The 20715-nt window shown below is 33.0% G+C and carries 22 protein-coding genes; 7 read left to right on the top strand and 15 right to left on the bottom strand.

All coding sequences use genetic code 11. From position 1 onward, the window contains the following. Nucleotides 1–41 precede the first annotated feature (41 nt). Entirely contained in the window at nt 42–1031 is a 990-nt protein-coding gene (locus K5I29_RS12275) for an aspartate-semialdehyde dehydrogenase (RefSeq protein ID WP_264433629.1), read from the top strand. Nucleotides 1032–1088: 57 nt separating this feature from the next. Beyond that, nucleotides 1089–2258 (top strand): MFS transporter, encoded by a 1170-nt coding sequence (locus tag K5I29_RS12270; protein WP_264433628.1) that lies wholly within the window; start codon nt 1089–1091, stop codon nt 2256–2258. Between the two features lie 75 nt (nt 2259–2333). Here the strand turns inward: K5I29_RS12270 and K5I29_RS12265 are convergent, their stop codons facing one another. From K5I29_RS12265 to K5I29_RS12240, 6 genes are all read right to left on the bottom strand, one after another. Further along, nucleotides 2334–2714, bottom strand: coding sequence for a PH domain-containing protein (locus K5I29_RS12265; RefSeq protein WP_264433627.1), 381 nt, complete (start codon nt 2712–2714; stop codon nt 2334–2336). Nucleotides 2715–2753: 39 nt separating this feature from the next. Continuing rightward, nucleotides 2754–3548: a TIGR00266 family protein gene (locus K5I29_RS12260; protein ID WP_264433626.1), complete on the bottom strand. Its 795-nt coding sequence runs from the start codon at nt 3546–3548 to the stop codon at nt 2754–2756. Nucleotides 3549–3589: 41 nt separating this feature from the next. Then, on the bottom strand, nt 3590–4321 hold the full coding sequence (gene mtgA, locus K5I29_RS12255) for a monofunctional biosynthetic peptidoglycan transglycosylase (protein WP_264433625.1): 732 nt from the start codon (nt 4319–4321) through the stop codon (nt 3590–3592). Nucleotides 4322–4399: 78 nt separating this feature from the next. Continuing rightward, the gene (locus tag K5I29_RS12250; protein ID WP_264433624.1) at nt 4400–5119 is read right to left on the bottom strand and encodes a DedA family protein; all 720 of its coding nucleotides are present in this window, start codon (nt 5117–5119) and stop codon (nt 4400–4402) included. A gap of 247 nt (nt 5120–5366) precedes the next feature. Beyond that, nucleotides 5367–6362: a TlpA disulfide reductase family protein gene (locus tag K5I29_RS12245; protein ID WP_264433623.1), complete on the bottom strand. Its 996-nt coding sequence runs from the start codon at nt 6360–6362 to the stop codon at nt 5367–5369. A 44-nt stretch (nt 6363–6406) separates the two neighbouring features. Continuing rightward, nucleotides 6407–7282 (bottom strand): TlpA family protein disulfide reductase, encoded by an 876-nt coding sequence (locus tag K5I29_RS12240; protein ID WP_264433622.1) that lies wholly within the window; start codon nt 7280–7282, stop codon nt 6407–6409. A gap of 179 nt (nt 7283–7461) precedes the next feature. Between K5I29_RS12240 and K5I29_RS12235 the strand changes: the two genes are divergently transcribed. From K5I29_RS12235 to K5I29_RS12220, 4 genes are all read left to right on the top strand, one after another. Then, nucleotides 7462–9354, top strand: coding sequence for a S9 family peptidase (locus K5I29_RS12235; RefSeq protein WP_264433620.1), 1893 nt, complete (start codon nt 7462–7464; stop codon nt 9352–9354). Between the two features lie 89 nt (nt 9355–9443). Beyond that, nucleotides 9444–10640 (top strand): C1 family peptidase, encoded by a 1197-nt coding sequence (locus K5I29_RS12230; RefSeq protein ID WP_394358571.1) that lies wholly within the window; start codon nt 9444–9446, stop codon nt 10638–10640. Nucleotides 10641–10692: 52 nt separating this feature from the next. Beyond that, nucleotides 10693–11466 (top strand): hypothetical protein, encoded by a 774-nt coding sequence (locus K5I29_RS12225; protein WP_264433618.1) that lies wholly within the window; start codon nt 10693–10695, stop codon nt 11464–11466. A gap of 103 nt (nt 11467–11569) precedes the next feature. Next, nucleotides 11570–13120, top strand: a complete 1551-nt coding sequence (locus K5I29_RS12220; RefSeq protein WP_264435197.1) for an ATP-binding response regulator — start codon at nt 11570–11572, stop codon at nt 13118–13120. Here the strand turns inward: K5I29_RS12220 and K5I29_RS12215 are convergent, their stop codons facing one another. From K5I29_RS12215 to pdxA, 8 genes are all read right to left on the bottom strand, one after another. After that, the gene (locus tag K5I29_RS12215) at nt 13121–14014 is read right to left on the bottom strand and encodes a sigma-54 interaction domain-containing protein (protein ID WP_317134316.1); all 894 of its coding nucleotides are present in this window, start codon (nt 14012–14014) and stop codon (nt 13121–13123) included. A gap of 56 nt (nt 14015–14070) precedes the next feature. After that, nucleotides 14071–14475, bottom strand: coding sequence for a response regulator (locus tag K5I29_RS13490; protein WP_317134283.1), 405 nt, complete (start codon nt 14473–14475; stop codon nt 14071–14073). Nucleotides 14476–14806: 331 nt separating this feature from the next. Beyond that, nucleotides 14807–16150, bottom strand: a complete 1344-nt coding sequence (gene accC / locus K5I29_RS12210; RefSeq protein ID WP_264433616.1) for an acetyl-CoA carboxylase biotin carboxylase subunit — start codon at nt 16148–16150, stop codon at nt 14807–14809. Between the two features lie 64 nt (nt 16151–16214). After that, the gene (gene accB, locus K5I29_RS12205; protein ID WP_264433615.1) at nt 16215–16694 is read right to left on the bottom strand and encodes an acetyl-CoA carboxylase biotin carboxyl carrier protein; all 480 of its coding nucleotides are present in this window, start codon (nt 16692–16694) and stop codon (nt 16215–16217) included. 21 nt (nt 16695–16715) lie between these two features. Continuing rightward, nucleotides 16716–17720, bottom strand: a complete 1005-nt coding sequence (locus K5I29_RS12200) for a beta-ketoacyl-ACP synthase III (RefSeq protein WP_264433614.1) — start codon at nt 17718–17720, stop codon at nt 16716–16718. Nucleotides 17721–17875: 155 nt separating this feature from the next. Continuing rightward, nucleotides 17876–18070 carry a 50S ribosomal protein L32 gene (gene rpmF / locus K5I29_RS12195; RefSeq protein ID WP_264433612.1) on the bottom strand — a complete coding sequence of 65 codons (195 nt, stop codon included), beginning with the start codon at nt 18068–18070 and terminating at the stop codon, nt 17876–17878. Nucleotides 18071–18079: 9 nt separating this feature from the next. Continuing rightward, nucleotides 18080–18676 carry a YceD family protein gene (locus K5I29_RS12190; RefSeq protein WP_264433611.1) on the bottom strand — a complete coding sequence of 199 codons (597 nt, stop codon included), beginning with the start codon at nt 18674–18676 and terminating at the stop codon, nt 18080–18082. Between the two features lie 66 nt (nt 18677–18742). Further along, nucleotides 18743–19795, bottom strand: coding sequence for a 4-hydroxythreonine-4-phosphate dehydrogenase PdxA (gene pdxA, locus K5I29_RS12185; RefSeq protein WP_264433610.1), 1053 nt, complete (start codon nt 19793–19795; stop codon nt 18743–18745). Nucleotides 19796–19847: 52 nt separating this feature from the next. On the opposite strand from pdxA, the gene K5I29_RS12180 reads away from it, so the two are divergent. Continuing rightward, nucleotides 19848–20441, top strand: a complete 594-nt coding sequence (locus K5I29_RS12180) for a riboflavin synthase (RefSeq protein ID WP_264433608.1) — start codon at nt 19848–19850, stop codon at nt 20439–20441. 35 nt (nt 20442–20476) lie between these two features. Here K5I29_RS12180 and K5I29_RS12175 read toward each other — a convergent pair whose 3' ends face one another. Beyond that, nucleotides 20477–20680, bottom strand: coding sequence for a hypothetical protein (locus K5I29_RS12175; protein ID WP_264433606.1), 204 nt, complete (start codon nt 20678–20680; stop codon nt 20477–20479). Nucleotides 20681–20715 lie beyond the last annotated feature (35 nt).

Below are 20715 nucleotides of genomic sequence, written 5' to 3'. Positions count from 1 at the left end.
TGCATAGAATTAGAATAATTTTAAATAAACATTAATTTAATATGAAAGTAGCCGTTGTTGGTGCCACTGGTATGGTGGGCGAAGTGATGTTGCAAGTACTTGCCGAAAGAAATTTTCCGTTAACCGAATTAATTCCCGTTGCCTCAGAACGTTCTGTTGGTAAGGAAGTTACGTTTAAGGAAAAGAAGTACAAAGTTGTAGGATTACAAACAGCGGTTGAAATGAAACCTGATGTTGCCTTATTTTCGGCTGGTGGAACTACCTCGTTAGAATGGGCTCCGAAATTTGCTGAAGCTGGTATTACCGTTATTGATAATTCATCAGCATGGCGTATGGATACAAGCAAAAAATTAATTGTTCCAGAAATTAATGCAGATGCATTAACTACATCAGATAAAATTATTGCCAATCCAAATTGCTCAACCATTCAATTGGTTATGGCTTTAGCTCCGTTACATAAAAAATACGGTATTAAACGTTTGGTTGTTTCTACCTACCAATCAATTACCGGAACAGGAGTAAAAGCGGTGCAACAATTAGAAAACGAATACCAAGGTATTGAAGGAGAACGCGCGTACAACTACCAAATTCACCGCAATGCAATTCCACAATGTGATGTCTTTGAAGATAATGGTTATACCAAGGAAGAAATGAAATTGGTACGCGAAACACAAAAAATATTAAACGATGCAACTATTGCTGTAACAGCAACTGCTGTTCGTATTCCGGTTGTTGGCGGGCATTCTGAAGCGGTAAATGTAGAATTTAATACCGATTTTGATTTAAACGAAGTTCGTACTATTTTAGAAAACACACCGGGCGTAACCGTAAAAGATAACATTAAGGAATTTGAATATCCGATGCCATTGGATGCAGAAGGAAAAAATGATGTTTTTGTTGGCCGTATTCGCAGAGATGACAGCCAACCTAAAACGTTAAACCTTTGGATTGTTGCCGATAACCTTCGTAAGGGTGCATCAACCAATACCATTCAGATTGCTGAATATTTAGTTGCAAACAATTTATTATAATAAATTTTACAGAAAAGTTTCTAATATTGATTAGAAACTTTTCTTCTATTTAAAACTATGACCCCACCAAAACTTTGGACAGCTAACTTTATTTTAAGTTGTTCTTCTAGCTTTTTAATTGCTTTTGCTTTTTACTTAGTTGGTTCGGTAATGCCGTTTTTTGTAAGCACCGAATTTGGAACTAATGATGAGGAAACTGGTTTAATTTTAGCAAGCTATATTATTGCCGCCTTGGTATTACGTCCGTTTTCGGGGTATTTGGTAGATACGTTTCCTAGAAAAAAAATATTAATTTACTCGTTAATACTTTTTACCGTTTTATTTTACGGTTATATGGTTGCAAGTACCTTATTTATTTTAGTTTTAATTCGTGTACTTCAGGGGTTTACTTGGAGCACAACTACTACAGCAAATAGCACCTTAACCATTGATATTATTCCGTCTGAAAAGCGTGGCGAAGGAATTGGTTATTACGGACTAACCTCAACCTTATCTATGGCAATTGGCCCCATGTTGGGTTTACTGATGTATGAATATTATCCGGTAGAAGTAAATTTTTATGCCGCAACGTTTTTTGGATTCCTTTCTTTAGTGTTAGCTTGGTTTATAAAAGTACCACACCGTGAACCAGATCCTGAAAAGGCTCCTATTTCTTTAGATCGCTTTATTTTATTAAAAGCTATTCCGGTTGGTATTAACTTGCTTGGAATTGCAATGTGCTACGGTTCTTTTTATGCGTTTGCTGCCTTGTACGGCAAACAATTGCAGGTTGAAAATACCGGTTGGTTCTTTTTATTTATGGCAGTTGGCATGACATTATCTCGCTTATTTGCTGGTAAATTATTAGACCGAGGGCATATGCATAAATTAATGGCCTTTTCCTTAATATTATTAGCTATAAGCTTATTTGCTTTTGGCTTTGCTACATCAAAAAACATCTTTTTCATTTCCGCTTTTTTTATAGGTTTAAGTTATGGGGTTTTAAGCCCAATTTTTCAAAACTTATTTATAAACTTGGCCAAACCTGAAAAACGAGGAACAGCAAATTCTACATTCTTTACTTTTTATGATTTAGGAATTGGTATCGGCATGGTAGTTTCTGGTAAAGTAGCTCATGCCTTTGGTTATCATGCTATTTTTATAAGCGGAGCGGTACTTATATTAACAACCTTGGCATTTTATTGGTTTATTTCTAAACCTTTATATAACAAACATAAAATAATATAAAAAAGGCGAGCTACTGCTCGCCTTTTTTTCTTTTATCTATAAAATACACATCGGGTTTGTATTTTTTTATTTGTTCTAAAAATAACGCTTGTTTACGCGGCTAATATAAACCTCATCGTACGTATTATAACGAATAATTAAACCTTTGCGTGCAAATGCCGGTTTAAAACCTGCCCACATGGTTGTACCAATTTCAATGCTTCGGATGCTATTTAAAGGAATTTCTTCGTAAAAAAAAGCAATGCGATAGCTAATAAATTTTGGAGTTACGGTGTATGTTATAAAATAACAACATACCAAAAAAGCCAGCATGATTACCAAAATAACTATATCGATAAACATGGTGGTATTCCAGCCTTTAATTTTTATTTCGGAAATTACAACCGAGGCAAAAAAAACTATAAATCCGAGAATGATAAATACAATATACGGATCGCGTTTGCTTTTAACTTTCATAAATAGCGATTGGCTTTATTTGGAATAAATATACAAAAATTATTTATCCCCGTCTAGCAATCTGCCTAATCCGCCCAAAACGCTTCCTTCACCCGTACTTTTACCTCCAGCACTTGGTGCATTAGCAAGAATACGATCGGCCAAACGGCTAAATGGTAACGATTGTACGTAAGCTGTTCCGGGGCCGGTTAAGGTTGCAAAAAACAATCCTTCTCCACCAAAAATAGAATTTTTGATTCCACCAATAAACTGAATGTTATACGAAATGTTTTTGGTAAAACCAACCAAACATCCGGTATCAATTTTTAAAACTTCTCCAGCTTTAAGTTCTTTACGAGCTAAAGTTCCGCCAGCATGAATAAATGCTTTACCATCGCCTTCTAACTTTTGCATAATAAAACCTTCGCCACCAAAAAGCCCAGTGCCAATTTTTTTATTAAATTCAATACCAATAGAAACGCCTTTAGCGGCACATAAAAAAGCATCTTTTTGGCAAATAAACTTGCCGCCAAACTCATTTAAATCAATCGGAATTATTTTACCTGGATATGGAGATGCAAAAGCAACTTTGCGCTTGTTGTGAGTATTGTTTTCGAATGCGGTCATAAACATGCTTTCGCCGGTTATCATTCGTTTACCTGCTGAAAGAATTTTACCAAAAATGCCTGAATCTTGACTTGATCCATCGCCAAAAATGGTTTGCATTTTAATGCCATCGTCCATCATCATAAAACCACCGGGTTCTGCAAATACAATTTCACGAGGATCTAATTCAATTTCAACGTATTGCATTTCATCCCCATAAATAATATAATCAACTTCGTGCGCTTTCATGTTTTTATTGTATTAGTAGGCAGAAAACGCGTTTTGTTACATTAATATTTTAGCGGCCCAACATAGCCCATTAAACGAACAATTTTATCTTTACGACGATTGATGTAAGAAGATGAATTGCTGGCTTTAAATTTACGCGGATTAGGCAAAATAGCTGCTATGCCTGCCGCTTCGTACTTGGTTAATTTACTTGCTGGTTTGCCGTACCAATGCTTGGCAGCAGCTTGAGCGCCATAAACGCCATTACCCATTTCTATAGAATTTAGGTAAACTTCCATAATACGTTCTTTACTCCAGAAAATTTCGATTAAAGCGGTAAAATAAACTTCAAATCCTTTACGGATAAAGCTACGCCCTTGCCACAAAAAAACATTTTTTGCGGTTTGTTGGCTAATGGTGCTACCACCAACAATGCGTTTGCCTTTTTTATTGGTTTCAATCGCTTTTTCGATTGCTTTAAAATCGAATCCGTTGTGGGATAAAAACAAATTATCTTCGCTGGCAATTACAGCTAATTGAAGGTTGGGAGAAATTTCGGATAAAGGAACCCAATCGTGGCTCCAAACAATTTTTTCGCCTGCTAAAACATTATCAATAGCTCGGCTTACCATTAATGGTGTAAAAGGAACCGGAACAAACCGGAAGAAAATAACCGAAGCAATGCTTAGGATAAAAAACCATTTGATGCAAAAAACAACCCAGCTTTTTACACGCTGAAAAAATGTTTTAGGTTGCTTATTTGCTTTGTTTTTGCGCTTTAAAAGTGCTTTCATGAATGTGTAAAATATGGTCCAAATTTATAGCAATTTTAGATTAAAAAACAAAAAATCGATCCGGTGGATCGATTTTTTTTATTCTTTATTTTGTTCTTCGTTTTTAATTTCTTTTTTACGCTTAAAGTAATTTACCACAAAAGGTACAGTTGTTATAATTACAATGATGATAATAATTACTTCAATAAAATCTTTTAAGTTGATATCAAACTGAGATTTAAAAATTTCGTTTAAATAATGTCCGGCAAAAATTAAGGTGAATGCCCATAAAATTGAGCTAATAATGTTGTAAAACATAAAACGTTTGCGTTCCATTTTTACAATTCCGGCAATAATTGGAGCAAAGGTTCTGATAATTGGTAAAAAACGCGCAATTACAATGGCACGCCCACCGTGTTTGTCGTAAAAAACTTTAGATTCTATTAAATACTTTTTCTTAAACCAAAACGTATCTTCTTTGGTATATAAATATGTTCCTGATTTTTTTCCGAACCAATAGCCAAAGGTATTTCCTAAAATACCGGCCAAAGCAACTAAACTTGCCACGCAGGTAACATTTAAAAAATCGGTTAGCGCTGGGCTGTCTGTTTCAATTACATAAATGGTGTTTAATAATTCGGTCGAATAAATTCCTGAAAGAAAAAGTAAGCTATCACCAGGCAAAAAGAAACCCGCGAATAATCCGGTTTCTGCAAAAATGATGAAAAGTACTACATAAATTCCTATCGGAACGCCACCAATTTCTAAGTTAATATAAAACTCGGGGTTAATTAAATCAGCAATATGAAAATCAGACATTTAAATGTATTTTATAAATTTCAGTTTTTTCGTTAGTTGGGGTTATTTTATACGTTATGGCTTAACCTTACTTTGGAAACCGTGAAAATACTTATTTTTTATTAAAAATTGAACTAAAAAATCATAAAAAAAGAATAAAATATTCTGATTAAAAAGCTAGATTGATTATATTATAATAATGTGACTAGCATTTTTTCTAATTCTTTTCCTTTAACATCCTTAGCAATTATAATTCCTTTTTCATCGATTAAAAAGTTTGTAGGAATTCCAACAACGCCATATATAAGGACGGCATCATTGCGGGCATCAAAATCGCATACTTGCTCCCATAATAACCCATCTTTGTTAATTGCTTTTTCCAGTTCGTCACATTTTTATCAAGTGAAACGCCTAAAATATTAAATCCTTTTTTTTGAAACTTTTTATAAACCTCAACTAAATTTGGATTTTCTATACGACAAGGTTCACAATTTGAAGCCCAAAATTCTAATAACGTAATTTTTTTATGAACATCAGATAACTTTATTTTCTGATTATTTATATTGTTCATTTCAAAATCAACGTATTTATCACCTAAATTAAAACTTTGATTTAATTCTAAAAATTTGGCAACCTTTTTTCCGTTATGAGAATTTCTATTATATTTTGTTAAGAGATTAAATGCACTGGTTGTTTTTTTAATTCCCCATGTAGTAGAATAGCCATTAATAATATGGCTGCTAATAAATGAGTCAGGATATTTGGTTATAAAACTCAAACAAGCTTTATATACTTGTTCATCATTTTCAGCTTCCATTTTTTTATATTCATTCAGCTCTTCTTCAGACAAGGTTTCATTAAATAAACTACTAATCTGATCCCAATCTTCATAAGGCTTTCTTAAATGTTCTAATAATATTTCATATTCTGATTGAATTTGACTGCCTTTAATATTTGCATATCTAAAATTTCCTGGTTCAGCTTCAAAATATGTAGTCGATTTATTATCAACCCATATAGATGCATAATCATCATAATCATTTAAAATAAGCCAAACATTTTGGGGCATAACCGTTTCACCGGATATCGAAAATTTTCCATTACTAATAATAGATGAATCTACAATTACTTCATCAACAACAGCATATATTATATTATCATCAGCTACATTTTTAAGAACTCCTTCTATTTTAAATGTATTAGAACTTTTGCTACAAGAGAACAACATGAATAATATAAAAACTGATAAAAAAATGTTTTTCATCTACACTATAAATATAAAATACGTTAAAAAATTAATCTAAAGAATCATTTTAATACCGAAAGAAGCTTTTCTTCCACTTTAAGGTAGGTATCTTCACTCCCTCCTGTCATATTTGCCTGTATTATCCCATCAGATGAAACCACAATATTAACAGGATATCCGTTACCGAACGTTTGTTCAAGATCTCTAGATACTAAAGTTTGTGTATAGTTAAATTTATTTTTTTGTAAAAAAGCGACTAAGTCATCTTTTTTATCGATAGATATTGCAACAAATTCAATATTGGGGTTGTCTTTATATTTGTTTTTCAATTTATTTAAACCAGCTATTTCGACTAAACAACCACCACAACGGGTATGCCACCAATTAATTAAAAGAACTTTACCTTTTAAATCAGCAAAAGCTAGTTTTTCTCCATTTAATTGTTCAACCTCAATATCAGGAAAGGTTTTACCAACAGCCAAAGGCAAATCAATATCAATAATTTGAGCTTTAGGAACCTTTTTGTTGTTTTTGTCTAACCAGTTATAACTAAGTGTTTTTAATGTTGGATTATAGATTGCTTCGTATACAATTTTTTTTGTTTTGTTATCCCAATCCATCACAATAGTATCTTTATAAACATTTAAAACAGAATCCTTAGCCATTCCAAATAAAGAATATTTGTTTCCGAATTTCATCCAAAAAATCGTATTCCCTCCTTCTTTGGTCGTACCAAAATATAAAGGTGAATTTTCTATATCAGTTTCTAAAATTGTATAATCATTTATGTCATATTCTGGATAAATCTTTTTAATTTTTAAATCTGAATTTTCAGGATATGGGAGTAAAGAAGTTACTAAATAGTCTAATTCTTCATTTTTTTTATTACAAGAAACTACTAAAAAAATGATAGATAAAATCAATAAAAAATTCTTCATGCTTTTATTTATAAATTATAGAAAATGAATATACACAAATATTTAACAGAAGTTATTTAAAAGCCAAACAAATAACCTTTACAAACACTTAAACAACCAAAAAAACAATCTAACAGCAAGAGATATCATTTACTAGCATAATTTTTATAACTTTACACAAATCACATATTTAACTAACGATGAAAAAAATTTTAATACTCACTTTAAGCTTAATGGGGCTAAACCTAACAGCACAAGAAGTGATGACGCCCGAGCTTTTATGGCAATTAGGACGTGTTTCACCAATCGGAATTACTAAAGATGGTAAAAATTTAATTTACCGTGTAGGCACACCAAACGTGGCCGAAAACAAAATCAATTCGCAAACGTATATTATTCCTGTAAAAGGCGGAACTCCTAAAGAAATTTCTGACTATGCAGCTTTAATTGCAGATCCTTACAAAGCACCAAATGGCGATGTACTTACGCATAAATCGGTTTTAATTAATAAAGTTTTAGGTAAAGATGCGTATCCAGAATTAAGCCAATCAAACGCTTATATTTTTGATGCGTTAGATTACAAACATTGGGATTCATACAACACAGGCGAATTCAATCACGTATTTATTGAAAAACCAAACGGAGAATCGCTTGATATTATGACAGGAGAACCGTATGATTCACCACAAAAACCTTTTGGCGGATCTGAAGATTATGTTTGGTCACCCGATTTTAAATCGGTTGTTTACGTTTCTAAAAAGAAATTCGGGACTGAATATGCAACAAGCACCAATACCGATTTATACGAGTACAACCTAGAAACTAAACAAACTAAAAATTTAACGCCAAATAACCCTGGTTACGATACTAATCCTGTTTTTTCTCCGCAAGGAAACTTAACGTGGTTGCAAATGAAACGTGACGGGTACGAAGCAGATAAAAATGATATTATTGTTCGCTACAACGGCATGGACATGAATTTAACTGCCAACTGGGACGGAACAGTAAACAGCTTTAAATGGAGCGCTGACGGAAATAAAGTTTACTTTACAGCACCAATTAAAGGTTCTATTCAGTTATTCGAAGTTAACTTTCCTGGTTTAAAACGCATAGCGCCAACCGTACAACAACTAACAAACGGAAACTTTGATGTTACCGGAATTGTTGGTGTTGAAGGAAACGAAGTTTTGGTAACACGTAACGATTTTAACCACGCAACCGAGATTTTTAGCTACAACTTAAAATCTAAAAAATGGAATCAAATTACGAAGGTTAACAATAAAGAATACAGCAAAATTACACCGGTAACAACCGAAACAAAATGGTTTAAAACTACCGACGGAAAAGAAATGTTGGTTCACGTAATTTTCCCTCCAAATTTTGACAAAAACAAAAAATACCCAACCTTACTATATTGCCAAGGCGGACCACAATCTGCATTAACCAACTTTTATTCATTTAGATGGAACCTACAATTAATGGCTTCTGAAGGATATATTGTTGTAGCACCAAACCGCCGCGGTATGCCAGGGCACGGTGTTGAATGGAACGAAGCAATTTCTAAAGATTGGGGCGGACAAGTAATGGACGATTACCTAACAGCAATTGATGAAATGGCTAAAGAACCGTATGTAGATAAAGATCGTTTAGGTGCAATTGGTGCAAGCTACGGTGGTTATTCTGTTTATTACTTAGCAGGAATTCACAACAACCGTTTTAAAACATTTATTTCGCACTGTGGTGTTTTTAACCTAGAATCAATGTATGGCACAACAGAAGAAGTTTTCTTTACAAACTGGGATGCTGGTGGGGCTTATTGGGATAAAAATAATGCAGCGGCACAAAAAACATACGCGCAGTTTAATCCTAAAAATTTAGTAGGTAACTGGAACACGCCAATCTTAATTTTCCATGGTGGTATCGATTTTAGAGTGCCAATCGGACAAGGGCAAGAAGCTTTTCAAGCAGCTCAGCTTCAAGGCATAAAATCTCGTTTTGTATTTTTACCAGACGAAAATCACTGGGTAGTTAAACCGCAAAATGCTATTATCTGGCAAACCGAATTTTTTAAATGGTTGAAAGAAACTTTATAAAACTCAAAAAACTCGATGACTTTCATCGAGTTTTTGCATTTTATATAAATAGTTATACATTTACGTTTCGAAAAATTTATTCCTACATTATGAAATTAAATATTAAACCATTTTTCATAGCTGCAGTATTATTTTTTGGAGCATTTACTTCAGGTTTTGCGCAAGACAACCTAGTAAATTCTTTAAAATTAAACGCTAGTGAAAAAAGCAAGGATTCATTTACTTTTACAGAAGTAATTAATATTGAAAACACACCGGTAAAAAACCAAGGTTCATCAGGAACTTGTTGGTCTTATTCTGCCAATTCATTTTTAGAATCAGAAATGATGCGTAACGGTAAAAAACCGGTAGAATTATCTCAAATTTTCTCAGCTCGTAACGCATATTTAGAAAAAGCACGTATGTACGTACGCATGCACGGTGCTGTTGCATTGGGCGAAGGCGGTCAGTTTCACGATGTAATTAATATGTACCGCAAATATGGTGCTGTACCACAATCTGTTTATACAGGTTTAAATTACGGAACCGACAAAAACAAATTTGCAGAAATGTCGGCGGTTTTAGACGGTATGTTAGAAACTATTGTAAAAAATCCAAACGGTAAATTAACACCAAACTGGGATAAAGCTTATGCAGCAGTTTTAGATACGTATTTAGGTGCATATCCAGCAAACTTTACTTGGAACGGTAAAAATTATACGCCAGAAACTTTTGCTAAAGAAGTTGTTGGGGTTAATCCAGATGATTATGTAGAACTTTCATCGTTTAAAGAATATCCTTACTATTCTAAATTTGTTTTATTAGTACCAGACAACTGGGCTTTTGATCAGGTTTATAACGTAAAAATTAACGAGTTAACAGAAACAATTGATAATGCTTTAAAAAATGGTTACACCGTAGCATGGGCAGGTGATGTTTCTGAAAAATATTTTAGCTGGAAAAATGGCGTTGCTTTTGTTCCGAATAAAGATTTTGACGAAATGACCGTTCAAGAAAAAGCAGAACTTTTTAATGGTCCAAAAGAAGAAGCGGTTGTTACTGAAGATATGCGTCAAATTGCATTTGATAACTACAGCACGCAAGATGATCACGGCATGCACATTGTTGGTTTAGCTAAAGATCAGAACGGAAAAGAATATTACATTATAAAAAATTCTTGGGGTACAACAAACGATTATAAAGGTTATATGTACATGACTAAAGAATATGTAAAATACAAAACCACTGCTATTATGGTTAACAAAAAAGCAGTTCCGGCAGGTTTAGCAAAAAAATTAAAATTCTAATAAAAAAAGCATCCAATTTTTTGGGTGCTTTTTTTATTTGTAAATTCGTAATATGAGTAAGCAACCTTTACGTTACATACCGTTTAAAATTATTTCGGGTTATTTAGTTATTTTGGCCATAATAACCTTTGCCGGTATTAAAATATTTTCTGAAAATGCTTTGTTTTTTAAAATCGATTCTGAATCGGTTATTGAAGAATCTAAGCTTACAACCTTAAGCACGTTACAACACAAAATTGTTACGGTAGAACGCTATGCGCGTAACACTGTTTACTCAACCAACGAACAAGATTTAGTTTTTTTACAAGCCAAAATAGATACGTTAATTGTAGATATTAACGAAACTAAAAAAGAACTCGATCAGTTTAAAGAAGTTAATTTACTTGATGTTGTAATTAGCTTACTCGACCAAAAATTAGCCAATGTTGTTTCGCTGCAACAACTGCGCGAAAAACAAGTAATGGAGCAAGATGTTAATTTTGCCATTACCAACTTACAACAATTAGAAGAACAATACCGAAAGCTTAAAATTGAAGATTTTGTTAAGGAACCCGAAAAATTAGGTAATTACGAAAAAAATGTAATTAACGATTTTGTAGGTTATTTAAACAAAAATATTCCAGACGATAGCACCAATACCATTAGCCAGCGCCAAATGGATTCTATTTTAGTAAGTTCTAAAAACTTATTAAACCAGGTAAAAGTTGCGAACGAACAAAAAAGGGCACAATACGAAGAAGAAGAAAAAAAAATTACTGAAAAACGAAAAAGATATTTCAGAAAAAATTCAAGTAATTTTTTCGACTGTAGAAAAAGCAATTATTAAACAAAGCGATAGCGAACAACAAATTAAAGAAAAGCGTTATAAAACGTTAAACACCCAAATATCTATTTTTGCCTTAATTGCATTTATTACTACCATTGTTTTTATGGTGCTTAATATTATCGATTTTATTAAATCACAGCGTTATAAACAAGAATTAGAAGTTGCGAACGATAAATCCAACTATTTATTAAAAGGCCGTGAGCAACTTATATCTACCGTTTCGCACGATTTAAAATCGCCCATTGCAGCCATTAGCGGTTATGGAGAAATATTAGCAAAAACCGATTTAAACGAAAAACAATCGTATTACATTTCTAACATCATCAAATCGTCAGAATATTTAAACAATTTAGCAAACGATTTGGCGGCGTTAACGTTAATTGAAGCCGGAAAAATTAAGCTCGAAAAATCACCTTTCAGCTTAAATCAATTGTTAATTGATACTGCACAAAACATTCAATCCATATATCCCAACAAACCCATTCAGCTTATTTATGATTTGGAAGAAGAATTGGAATATAACATTACTACAGATCCGTATCGTGTGCGTCAAATTGTAACCAACTTAATTGGTAATGCTTTTAAATTTACCAGCGAAGGTTCTATAACCATTGGCAGTAAAATTGAAAGCAACGAATTGGTAAGTTTTTATGTAAAAGATACCGGAATTGGTATTAAAAGTGAAAACTTAGATGCTGTATTTAAAGAATTTACCCAGGCAGATAGCACCATAGAAAAACGTTTTGGCGGTACGGGCTTAGGTTTAACCATTTCGGCAAAAATTGCTAAAATTTTAGGTGGTTCTATTTCTTTAGAAAGTGAATACGGCTCAGGAAGCTGTTTTACCGTTTATATTGGTTACAACGGCATAACCGAGATTGTAAAACAAAGCGAAAAAGAAATTAAGCTAGAAGCCACAAAAAAGGCCTTAAAAGCCATGATTGTAGATGACGACGAACAAATTATTACGTTGCTTAAAGAAATATTGATGCGCGAAGGAATTGAAGTTTACGATTACAATTCGGTGGCGCAACTAATAAACGAAGTAAAAGTTGTAAACCCAGACTTTATTTTTACAGACATACAAATGCCCGAACAAACAGGGTTTGATTTGGTTGCACAAATTAAAAACAATACAGCAACGCAACATATTCCGGTTATTGCATTAACAGGTAATACCGATGCTGACAACAACAAATACCAACAAGCAGGTTTTAATGCGTTGTTAAGTAAACCTTTTAGCATCAATTCAATTACAGATACCATAAATAAATTGCTTAATCAGCCCGATTTATTTATTGTAAACAACAAACATATTGATGCCAGACCAAGCGCTTACAACTTAAGTTCTATTGCAGCATTTTTAAACAACGATCAGCAATTGATAAAAGAGTTTTTAGAGAAATCTAAAATGAACAACGATGTTTATTTAGATGATTTAAATATGTTTTATCAGAAAAAAGACAAAGCTGCAATAAAAGCAATGTCTCACAAAATGGCGTCTGTTTTTAAACAAATGGAGCACAAAGAAATTATAAGCTTGCTAAAAACTATTGAACAGGAAAATAAAGCCAAAGAATTAGGTAAACTGATTCAGCAGCTTAAAATAGAAATAGATAATTTTTATAAAGAAGTACTAAAAAAAATGGGATAGCTATAAATCTATCCCATATTCTTTTAATTTATTATACAACGTTTTACGCGTAATATTTAATAGCTCGGCAGCTTTGGTTTTATTGTTATCCGTTTCGCGTAACGCCTGTAAAATTTGCTCTTTCTCATTATCTTTTAACGAGTACGAAACTTTTGGTGCAACGGTTGTACCCATATTTAAACCAACCGTTTGATTGGTAATTTCTAAAGGTAAATCAATTACTTTAATAATATTATCTTGCGCTAATAAAGTTGCTTTTTTAATTACGTTTTGCAATTCGCGTAAATTACCTGGCCAATCGTATTTGTAAAAAAGCTGAATCACTTCGGGTGCAAAGCCAATTACATTTTTATTTAATTGCGTATTAACTTTATCTAAAAAGAATTCGGCAAATAAAATGATATCATCGGCTCGGTCTTTTAAGCTCGGAGAAATAATTGAAAATTCATTTAAACGGTGGTATAAATCTTCTCTAAAATCACCATTAGCAATAGCTTCTTTTAGGTTTTCATTAGTTGCAGCAATAATTCGGATATCAACAGCAATATCAACATTACCACCCACGGGTTTTATTTTACGTTCTTGAATAGCACGTAACAGTTGTATTTGATGTTCGTACGACAGGTTACCAATTTCATCTAAAAAAATAGTTCCGCCATTAGCAGCCTCAAAATAGCCTATTTTATCGGTAATAGCTCCGGTAAACGATCCTTTTTTATGACCAAAAAATTCGCTTGATGCTAAATCTTTCGGAATTGCGCCACAATCTACCGCTAAAAAGGTTTTATCTTTTCTGTTCGATTTTAAATGGATGCGCTTTGCCAAAACTTCTTTTCCGGTTCCGCTTTGCCCTTCTATTAAAACAGAAAAATCTGTAGGTCCAACTAAGTTGATGTACTGATTTAAACGTTTAGAAGCTTCAGAACTTCCTTCTATAAATTCAACTTGTTCTACAGGTTCAACAGGAAGATCTTTTGGTTTAGCAGAAGTTGTTTTATTTTTTTCTCTAAATGATTTTTAATAATGGCCAAAACTTCATCCGGTTGCAACGGTTTTGTAACATAATCGGATGCGCCAATTTTCATTGCCTCAACAGCTGTAGAAATATCGGCATAGCTGGTCATCATAACAATAGGTACGGCAAATTGCTCGGTAAATTCACTCAATAATTCTAAGCCGGTAACGTCGGGTAATCGTAAATCTGATAAAATCAAATCTACTTTATTTGATTCTAAAAAAGTTAATGCGGTAGATTTGCTTTGAGCCGAATGCACATCGTATCCGTTGCGGATTAAAAAGTTTTGTAACATACGTCCAAACATCAAATCATCTTCTATAACTAGAATCTTATGCATATTTTTTTTATTTATAGTGCTACCATAAAAGTACAAAGAATTTTAGGTTAATTAAAGTTATATAAAATAAAAAAAGAGACTTAAAAAGTCTCTTTTTTTTCCCACTATAAATACCAAACGATTACTTATCAAAGTAACTGTTAACTTTTTATATAAAAATGTAATAATAATAACTATAACTACTAATTACTATGTAATAACCGTGCCAAACTTTTTATAGTCAATGTTTATTAACTTTGTTAAAAAAATCAAAAATAAAATGTATAATTTATACACAGTAATACGTGTGTTTTTTACACAAAAAAAAGGTGTTGTAAACAACACCTTTTTTTTAATCTTCTTTCATGGTAAATGTTTCCATAAAAGCGGTAGTATAATTACCTAAAATATAGTTTGGATCGTCCATTAATTGTCTATGAAAAGGAATTGTAGTTTTAACTCCTGCAATATAGAACTCATCTAAAGCACGACGCATTTTTGCAATAGCTTCTTCTCTAGTTTGAGCTGTAGTAATTAACTTAGCGATCATTGAATCGTAGTTTGAAGGAATGGTATATCCTGCATAAACGTGCGTATCTAAACGTACTCCGTGCCCACCTGGAGCATGTAATTCTGTAATTCTACCCGGAGATGGTCTAAAATCGTTAAAAGGATCTTCTGCATTAATACGACATTCAATAGCATGTAATTTTGGTAAATAGTTTTTACCAGAAATTGGCACACCAGCAGCAACTAAAATTTGTTCACGAATTAAATCGTAATCAATTACTTGCTCTGTAATTGGGTGTTCTACCTGAATACGCGTGTTCATTTCCATAAAGTAGAAGTTTCTATCTTTATCTACTAAAAACTCAATCGTTCCAGCACCTTCGTATTTAATGTATTCTGCAGCTTTAACCGCAGCTTCACCCATACGTAAACGCAAATCATCAGTCATAAATGGTGACGGCGTTTCTTCAGTTAATTTTTGGTGACGGCGTTGAATAGAACAATCACGTTCAGAAAGGTGACAAGCTTTACCAAACGCATCTCCAACAACTTGAATTTCGATGTGACGTGGATCAACAATAAGTTTTTCCATGTACATACCGTTATTTCCGAATGCTGCTGACGCTTCTTGGCGTGCACTTTCCCATGCTCTTTCTAAATCTTCTGCTTTATAAATTTCACGCATCCCTTTACCTCCACCACCTGCGGTAGCTTTCATCATAACAGGATACCCAATTTCTTCGGCAACAACTTTTGCATGTTCTAAAGATTCTAACAACCCATCGGATCCAGGAACAGTTGGTACACCAGCTGCTTTCATGGTTTCTTTAGCAGTTGCTTTATCTCCCATTTTTTCAATCATTTCTGGAGATGCACCAATAAACTTAATACCGTGTTTAGCACAAAGTTCAGAGAATTTAGCATTTTCAGATAAGAATCCGTAACCTGGGTGAATGGCATCTGCATTTGTAATTTCTGCAGCTGCAATTATATTTGCCATTTTTAGGTAAGATTGGTTGCTTGGTGCTGGACCAATACAAACAGCTTCGTCTGCGAATTTTACGTGTAAAGAATCGGCATCAGCTGTAGAATAAACTGCAACTGTTTTAATACCCATTTCTTTACAAGTACGAATTACACGTAAAGCAATCTCACCTCTATTAGCGATTAATATTTTTTTAAACATTGTAATTGATGTGAAAATTAAACAATCTGTAATTTTTTTAATTGAAAACTGTTCAATTTTCTAATTAAGACGGATCAACTAAGAATAATGGTTGATCAAATTCTACTGGAGATGCATCGTCAATTAAAACTTTAACGATTTTCCCAGAAACTTCAGATTCAATTTCGTTGAATAATTTCATTGCTTCAATTACACATAAAACGTCACCTGCTTTAATTGTTGACCCAACTTCAGCAAATGAAGGTTTGTCTGGTGATGGTTTACGGTAAAAAGTACCAATCATTGGTGATTTAACAACTATTAAATTAGCATTTTCATTTGCCGCTGGAGCAACTTCTGCAACCACATGTTCTGGTTGCGTAGCTGTTGGTTGTGCCATCATTGGCATAGCCGTAGTCATTGGCATTTGTTGAATATACGTGGTTTCAGCTCCTTCTGGCGTTGTTTTAATAGTGATTTTAAAATCATCCATTTCCAATTTAACTTCAGTAGCTCCTGATTTTGCTACAAACTTAATTAAATTTTGAATTTCTTTAATATCCATAGTCTGTGTATTTATTGCTTGTTATTCTTGTTTAGTATAAGCCCATTTTAAGTAAATAGATCCCCATGTAAATCCGCCACCAAAAGCAGCAAAAATAATGTTATCTCCTTTTTTAAACAGATGTTCAAAATCTGCTAATAACAAAGGTAAGGTTGCTGATGTTGTATTGCCATATTTATGAATATTAACTAATACTTTATCTTCTGCAACACCCATTCTATTTGCAGTTGCATCAATAATACGTTTGTTAGCTTGATGAGCTACCAACCAATTCACATCATCATGAGTTAAATGATTACGCTCCATAATTTTTTCACTAACATCTGCCATTCCAGAAACTGCATATTTAAATACTGTTTTTCCGTCTTGAAACACGTAATGTTGTTTATTAGCAACTGTTTCTGCGGTTGGAGGTAAGATAGAACCACCCGCATCGATTTTTAAAAAGTCACGGCCAATGCCATCGCTTCTTAAATATTCATCTTGTAAACCTAAACCTTCAGTATTTGGTTCTAGCAAAGCTGCTCCAGCGCCATCACCAAAAATAATACAAGTTGCACGGTCTGTATAATCAATAATAGACGACATTTTATCGGCACCAATTAATAGTACTTTTTTGTATCGTCCTGATTCAATATATGCGGCAGCAGTTGAAAGTCCGAATAAGAAACTTGAACATGCTGCTTGTAAATCGTAAGCAAAGGCATTTGTTGCACCAATTTGTGATGCTACGTAAACACCCGTAGATGCTACTAACATATCTGGTGTTGCAGTTGCCATGATTACTAAATCTATTTCTTTAGGATCAAGATTTGTTTTCTCGATTAAGTTTTTAGCTGCTTGAATAGCTAAAAACGAAGTTCCTTTACCTTCTTCTTCCTTTAATATTCTGCGTTCTTTAATACCTGTTCTACTCGTAATCCACTCGTCATTAGTATCTACCATTGTTTCTAATACATCATTAGATAGAACAAAGCTGGGTACGTAAGAACCTACTGCTGTAATAGCGGCTGTAATTTTACTCATAAATCTGCAAATTTTTCTTTTAAAAACGTGTTTTAAAAGAGCGTTGGAAATTACAAAAAAAATCGCAAATGGCGACTTAAATTTATAAAAGATGATTTTTTAACAAAAAAAACTCTCACAGAGTGAGAGTTTTCTCTATTTTTCACCAATCAAGATTATGCTTCAACAGCAGTTTTGTCAATAACAACTTGACCTCTGTAGTACATTTTTCCTTCATGCCAGTAAGCTCTGTGGTATAAATGCGCTTCACCAGTTACAGGACATGTAGCGATTGTAGGAACTGCAGCTTTGTAGTGCGTTCTTCTTTTATCTCTTCTTGTTTTCGAGGTTTTTCTTTTAGGATGTGCCATCTTACAATATTATTTATCTGTTAATAGTTGTTTTAATTTTTCCCAACGTGGGTCAATCGTATCATTTTGTGTCTCTGATTCTTGTTTTTCCGATTCGTTTTCTTCTTCATCTTCATCCAAATCATCTTCATCATTGATTGAATCAAAAAGTTCAAAATCTTCATCGTCTAGAAAATCAAGTTCATCTTCCTCATCAACTACAACATCGGGATGGATGCGTTTTACGGGGATAGATAGCACTATCATTTCATATACATATTGCTTGATATCTACCTGAAATTCGGCAAAAGGCAATATGAGTAATTCTTCGTTGTCGTCGTTAAATTCTTCTCCAAACTTTACTATTAGTTTTAATTGGCCAGAAATAGGCAAATCAAAAACTTCGTTGGTTACGTCGCAAGGCAACGTTACAGTTCCGGAGTGAGAGAAAAGCAATTCTAAATGAGTTGCTTTTTTATCGAGCTCTAAATCAACGTTAACTGAAATTTCATCAAAATCGTCGTAACCAAAACTTTCTATAAAGCTTTTTTCGACATGAAAATCAAAATGGTGCTTGCCTAATTTTAATCCTACAAAGGGAATTAAAAAGTCTTTTTCGTTATTCATAACCACAATTTTGAGCGTGCAAAGATAGAAAAAAAATTAAATAATAGCTATTTTTAAAATTCTTTTTTACTTATCTGCAGTATTTTGAGTTGTTAAAGTATTTTTTGTTAAGGCTTCGAAATCCATTCGGTTTCGATAAACATCTAAAGCCAAATATAGCGCTGCGGTAAACGAACTTGCGTCGGCTACATTTTTACCTGCAATAGCAAATGCTGTTCCGTGATCAGGCGAGGTACGTATTTTATTTAATCCGGCTGTATAATTAACTCCATTACCAAATGACAGGGTTTTAAACGGAATTAAACCTTGATCGTGATACATAGCTAAAACGGCATCAAAATTTTCGTATTCTCCGGCTCCAAAAAATCCATCGGCTGAATAAGGTCCAAAAACTTTAATTCCTTCATCAAACAATTCATTAATGGTCGGTTTAATAATCACGTCATCTTCATTACCAATTACGCCTCCATCACCACAATGTGGATTTAGCCCTAAAATGGCAATTTTTGGCATATCTATACAAAAATCTTGTTTTAAGGTTTGATGAACGGTTTTTACTTTTGCTTTTATTAACTCGGGCGTAATATCGTTTGCTACTTGATGAATAGCAACGTGATCTGTAATTAAGCCAACGCGTAAATTATCGTTAACCATTAACATTAACGAATTACCTTCTAGTTCTTGATTTAAATAATCAGTATGTCCGGGAAAAGTAAAATCTTCAGTTTGAATATTGTTTTTATTAATAGGTGCTGTTAGTAAAACATCAACCAATCCTTCTTTTAAGGCATCTGTAGCAGCGGTAAAAGATTTTATGGCATATTTCCCAACGTTTTCATCAATCGTTCCAAATTCAATATTTACACCTTCTTTCCAAACATTTAAAACATTTAGTTTTCCGGCAACAGCTTGTTCTAACTTATCAATACCATGAATGGTTACATTAATATTTAAAACTTTGCGTAAATACATTAACAATTTGGCATTAGCAAAAACAACAGGCGTACAAAACTCGAACATTCTAGCATCTTCGAATGATTTAAAAATCACTTCACTACCTATACCATTTAAATCACCAACAGAAATGCCAACAATAATATTTTCATTTTTTTTAACCATAGTTTTATTTTACTAATTTTGGATTTACAAATTTAATAAAATTAATTATCAAATGTTTACAGGAATAGTAGAATCTCTCGGAACAATAAAAAAAATAACAAAAGAGGCAGATAATTTACATATTGTAGTTGAAGCTGATTTTACAAATGAGATAAAAATTGATCAAAGCGTAGCGCATAACGGTATTTGTTTAACCGTTGTAGATATTACGGACAAAACATACACGGTAACTGCAATTAAGGAAACCATTTTAAAAACCAATATTGCAGATTGGCAGGAAAATGACGAAGTAAACCTAGAACGTGCTATGAAGTTGGGAGACAGATTAGATGGACATATTGTTCAAGGACATGTTGACCAAACCGCAGTTTGTACCAATATTGAAAACGCAAATGGTAGTACTTATTTTACTTTTAAATTCGAATATCAAGGAAATTTAACTATTGAGAAAGGAAGCATTACCGTAAACGGAACAAGTTTAACCGTGGTGAATTCAAAAATAGATGAGTTTAGCGTGGCGATAATTCCTTATACATTTGAAAACACAATATTCAAAAACACAAAACTAAACGACAAAGTAAATTTAGAGTTTGATATTTTAGGAAAATACATCACAAAATTAGAACAACACAAAAAGGGAATTTAGTAATTCCCTTTTTTATATATAATACAAAAATGTGATTATTTTACTTCTTTAAGTTTTCTTAAATACAACAAAACACTTACACTCACAACAACAAGAGCGAAAAGCATGAAATAAGGATTATCAATAAACGTATCTTCACCAGGACCAGGAGGATCAAATTCTTCCATTGGTGGAGGTGGTGCCGGTTGAGCAAACAAACTAATAGGCGTTATTAATAAAAATAAAAATATTTTTTTCATATCTAAAATAATAATCTTTAATCAAATCTTTGGTC

This window comes from Flavobacterium agricola (assembly GCF_025919725.1).
In the GTDB taxonomy this organism is placed as follows: domain Bacteria; phylum Bacteroidota; class Bacteroidia; order Flavobacteriales; family Flavobacteriaceae; genus Flavobacterium; species Flavobacterium agricola.
This window is presented reverse-complemented; position numbering and strand designations above follow the sequence as displayed.

Coding starts and splice junctions, on each gene's coding strand:
- K5I29_RS13490 (WP_317134283.1), bottom strand. CDS start 14,475: ATGCATAAGATTCTAGTTATAGAAGATGATTTGATGTTTGGACGTATG.
- K5I29_RS12235 (WP_264433620.1), top strand. CDS start 7,462: ATGAAAAAAATTTTAATACTCACTTTAAGCTTAATGGGGCTAAACCTA.
- K5I29_RS12220 (WP_264435197.1), top strand. CDS start 11,570: ATGGTGCTTAATATTATCGATTTTATTAAATCACAGCGTTATAAACAA.
- accC (WP_264433616.1), bottom strand. CDS start 16,150: ATGTTTAAAAAAATATTAATCGCTAATAGAGGTGAGATTGCTTTACGT.
- K5I29_RS12275 (WP_264433629.1), top strand. CDS start 42: ATGAAAGTAGCCGTTGTTGGTGCCACTGGTATGGTGGGCGAAGTGATG.
- K5I29_RS12250 (WP_264433624.1), bottom strand. CDS start 5,119: ATGTCTGATTTTCATATTGCTGATTTAATTAACCCCGAGTTTTATATT.
- K5I29_RS12225 (WP_264433618.1), top strand. CDS start 10,693: ATGAGTAAGCAACCTTTACGTTACATACCGTTTAAAATTATTTCGGGT.
- K5I29_RS12190 (WP_264433611.1), bottom strand. CDS start 18,676: ATGAATAACGAAAAAGACTTTTTAATTCCCTTTGTAGGATTAAAATTA.
- K5I29_RS12200 (WP_264433614.1), bottom strand. CDS start 17,720: ATGAGTAAAATTACAGCCGCTATTACAGCAGTAGGTTCTTACGTACCC.
- mtgA (WP_264433625.1), bottom strand. CDS start 4,321: ATGAAAGCACTTTTAAAGCGCAAAAACAAAGCAAATAAGCAACCTAAA.
- accB (WP_264433615.1), bottom strand. CDS start 16,694: ATGGATATTAAAGAAATTCAAAATTTAATTAAGTTTGTAGCAAAATCA.
- K5I29_RS12240 (WP_264433622.1), bottom strand. CDS start 7,282: ATGAAGAATTTTTTATTGATTTTATCTATCATTTTTTTAGTAGTTTCT.
- K5I29_RS12260 (WP_264433626.1), bottom strand. CDS start 3,548: ATGAAAGCGCACGAAGTTGATTATATTATTTATGGGGATGAAATGCAA.
- rpmF (WP_264433612.1), bottom strand. CDS start 18,070: ATGGCACATCCTAAAAGAAAAACCTCGAAAACAAGAAGAGATAAAAGA.
- K5I29_RS12175 (WP_264433606.1), bottom strand. CDS start 20,680: ATGAAAAAAATATTTTTATTTTTATTAATAACGCCTATTAGTTTGTTT.
- pdxA (WP_264433610.1), bottom strand. CDS start 19,795: ATGGTTAAAAAAAATGAAAATATTATTGTTGGCATTTCTGTTGGTGAT.
- K5I29_RS12270 (WP_264433628.1), top strand. CDS start 1,089: ATGACCCCACCAAAACTTTGGACAGCTAACTTTATTTTAAGTTGTTCT.
- K5I29_RS12245 (WP_264433623.1), bottom strand. CDS start 6,362: ATGAAAAACATTTTTTTATCAGTTTTTATATTATTCATGTTGTTCTCT.
- K5I29_RS12265 (WP_264433627.1), bottom strand. CDS start 2,714: ATGAAAGTTAAAAGCAAACGCGATCCGTATATTGTATTTATCATTCTC.
- K5I29_RS12180 (WP_264433608.1), top strand. CDS start 19,848: ATGTTTACAGGAATAGTAGAATCTCTCGGAACAATAAAAAAAATAACA.
- K5I29_RS12230 (WP_394358571.1), top strand. CDS start 9,444: ATGAAATTAAATATTAAACCATTTTTCATAGCTGCAGTATTATTTTTT.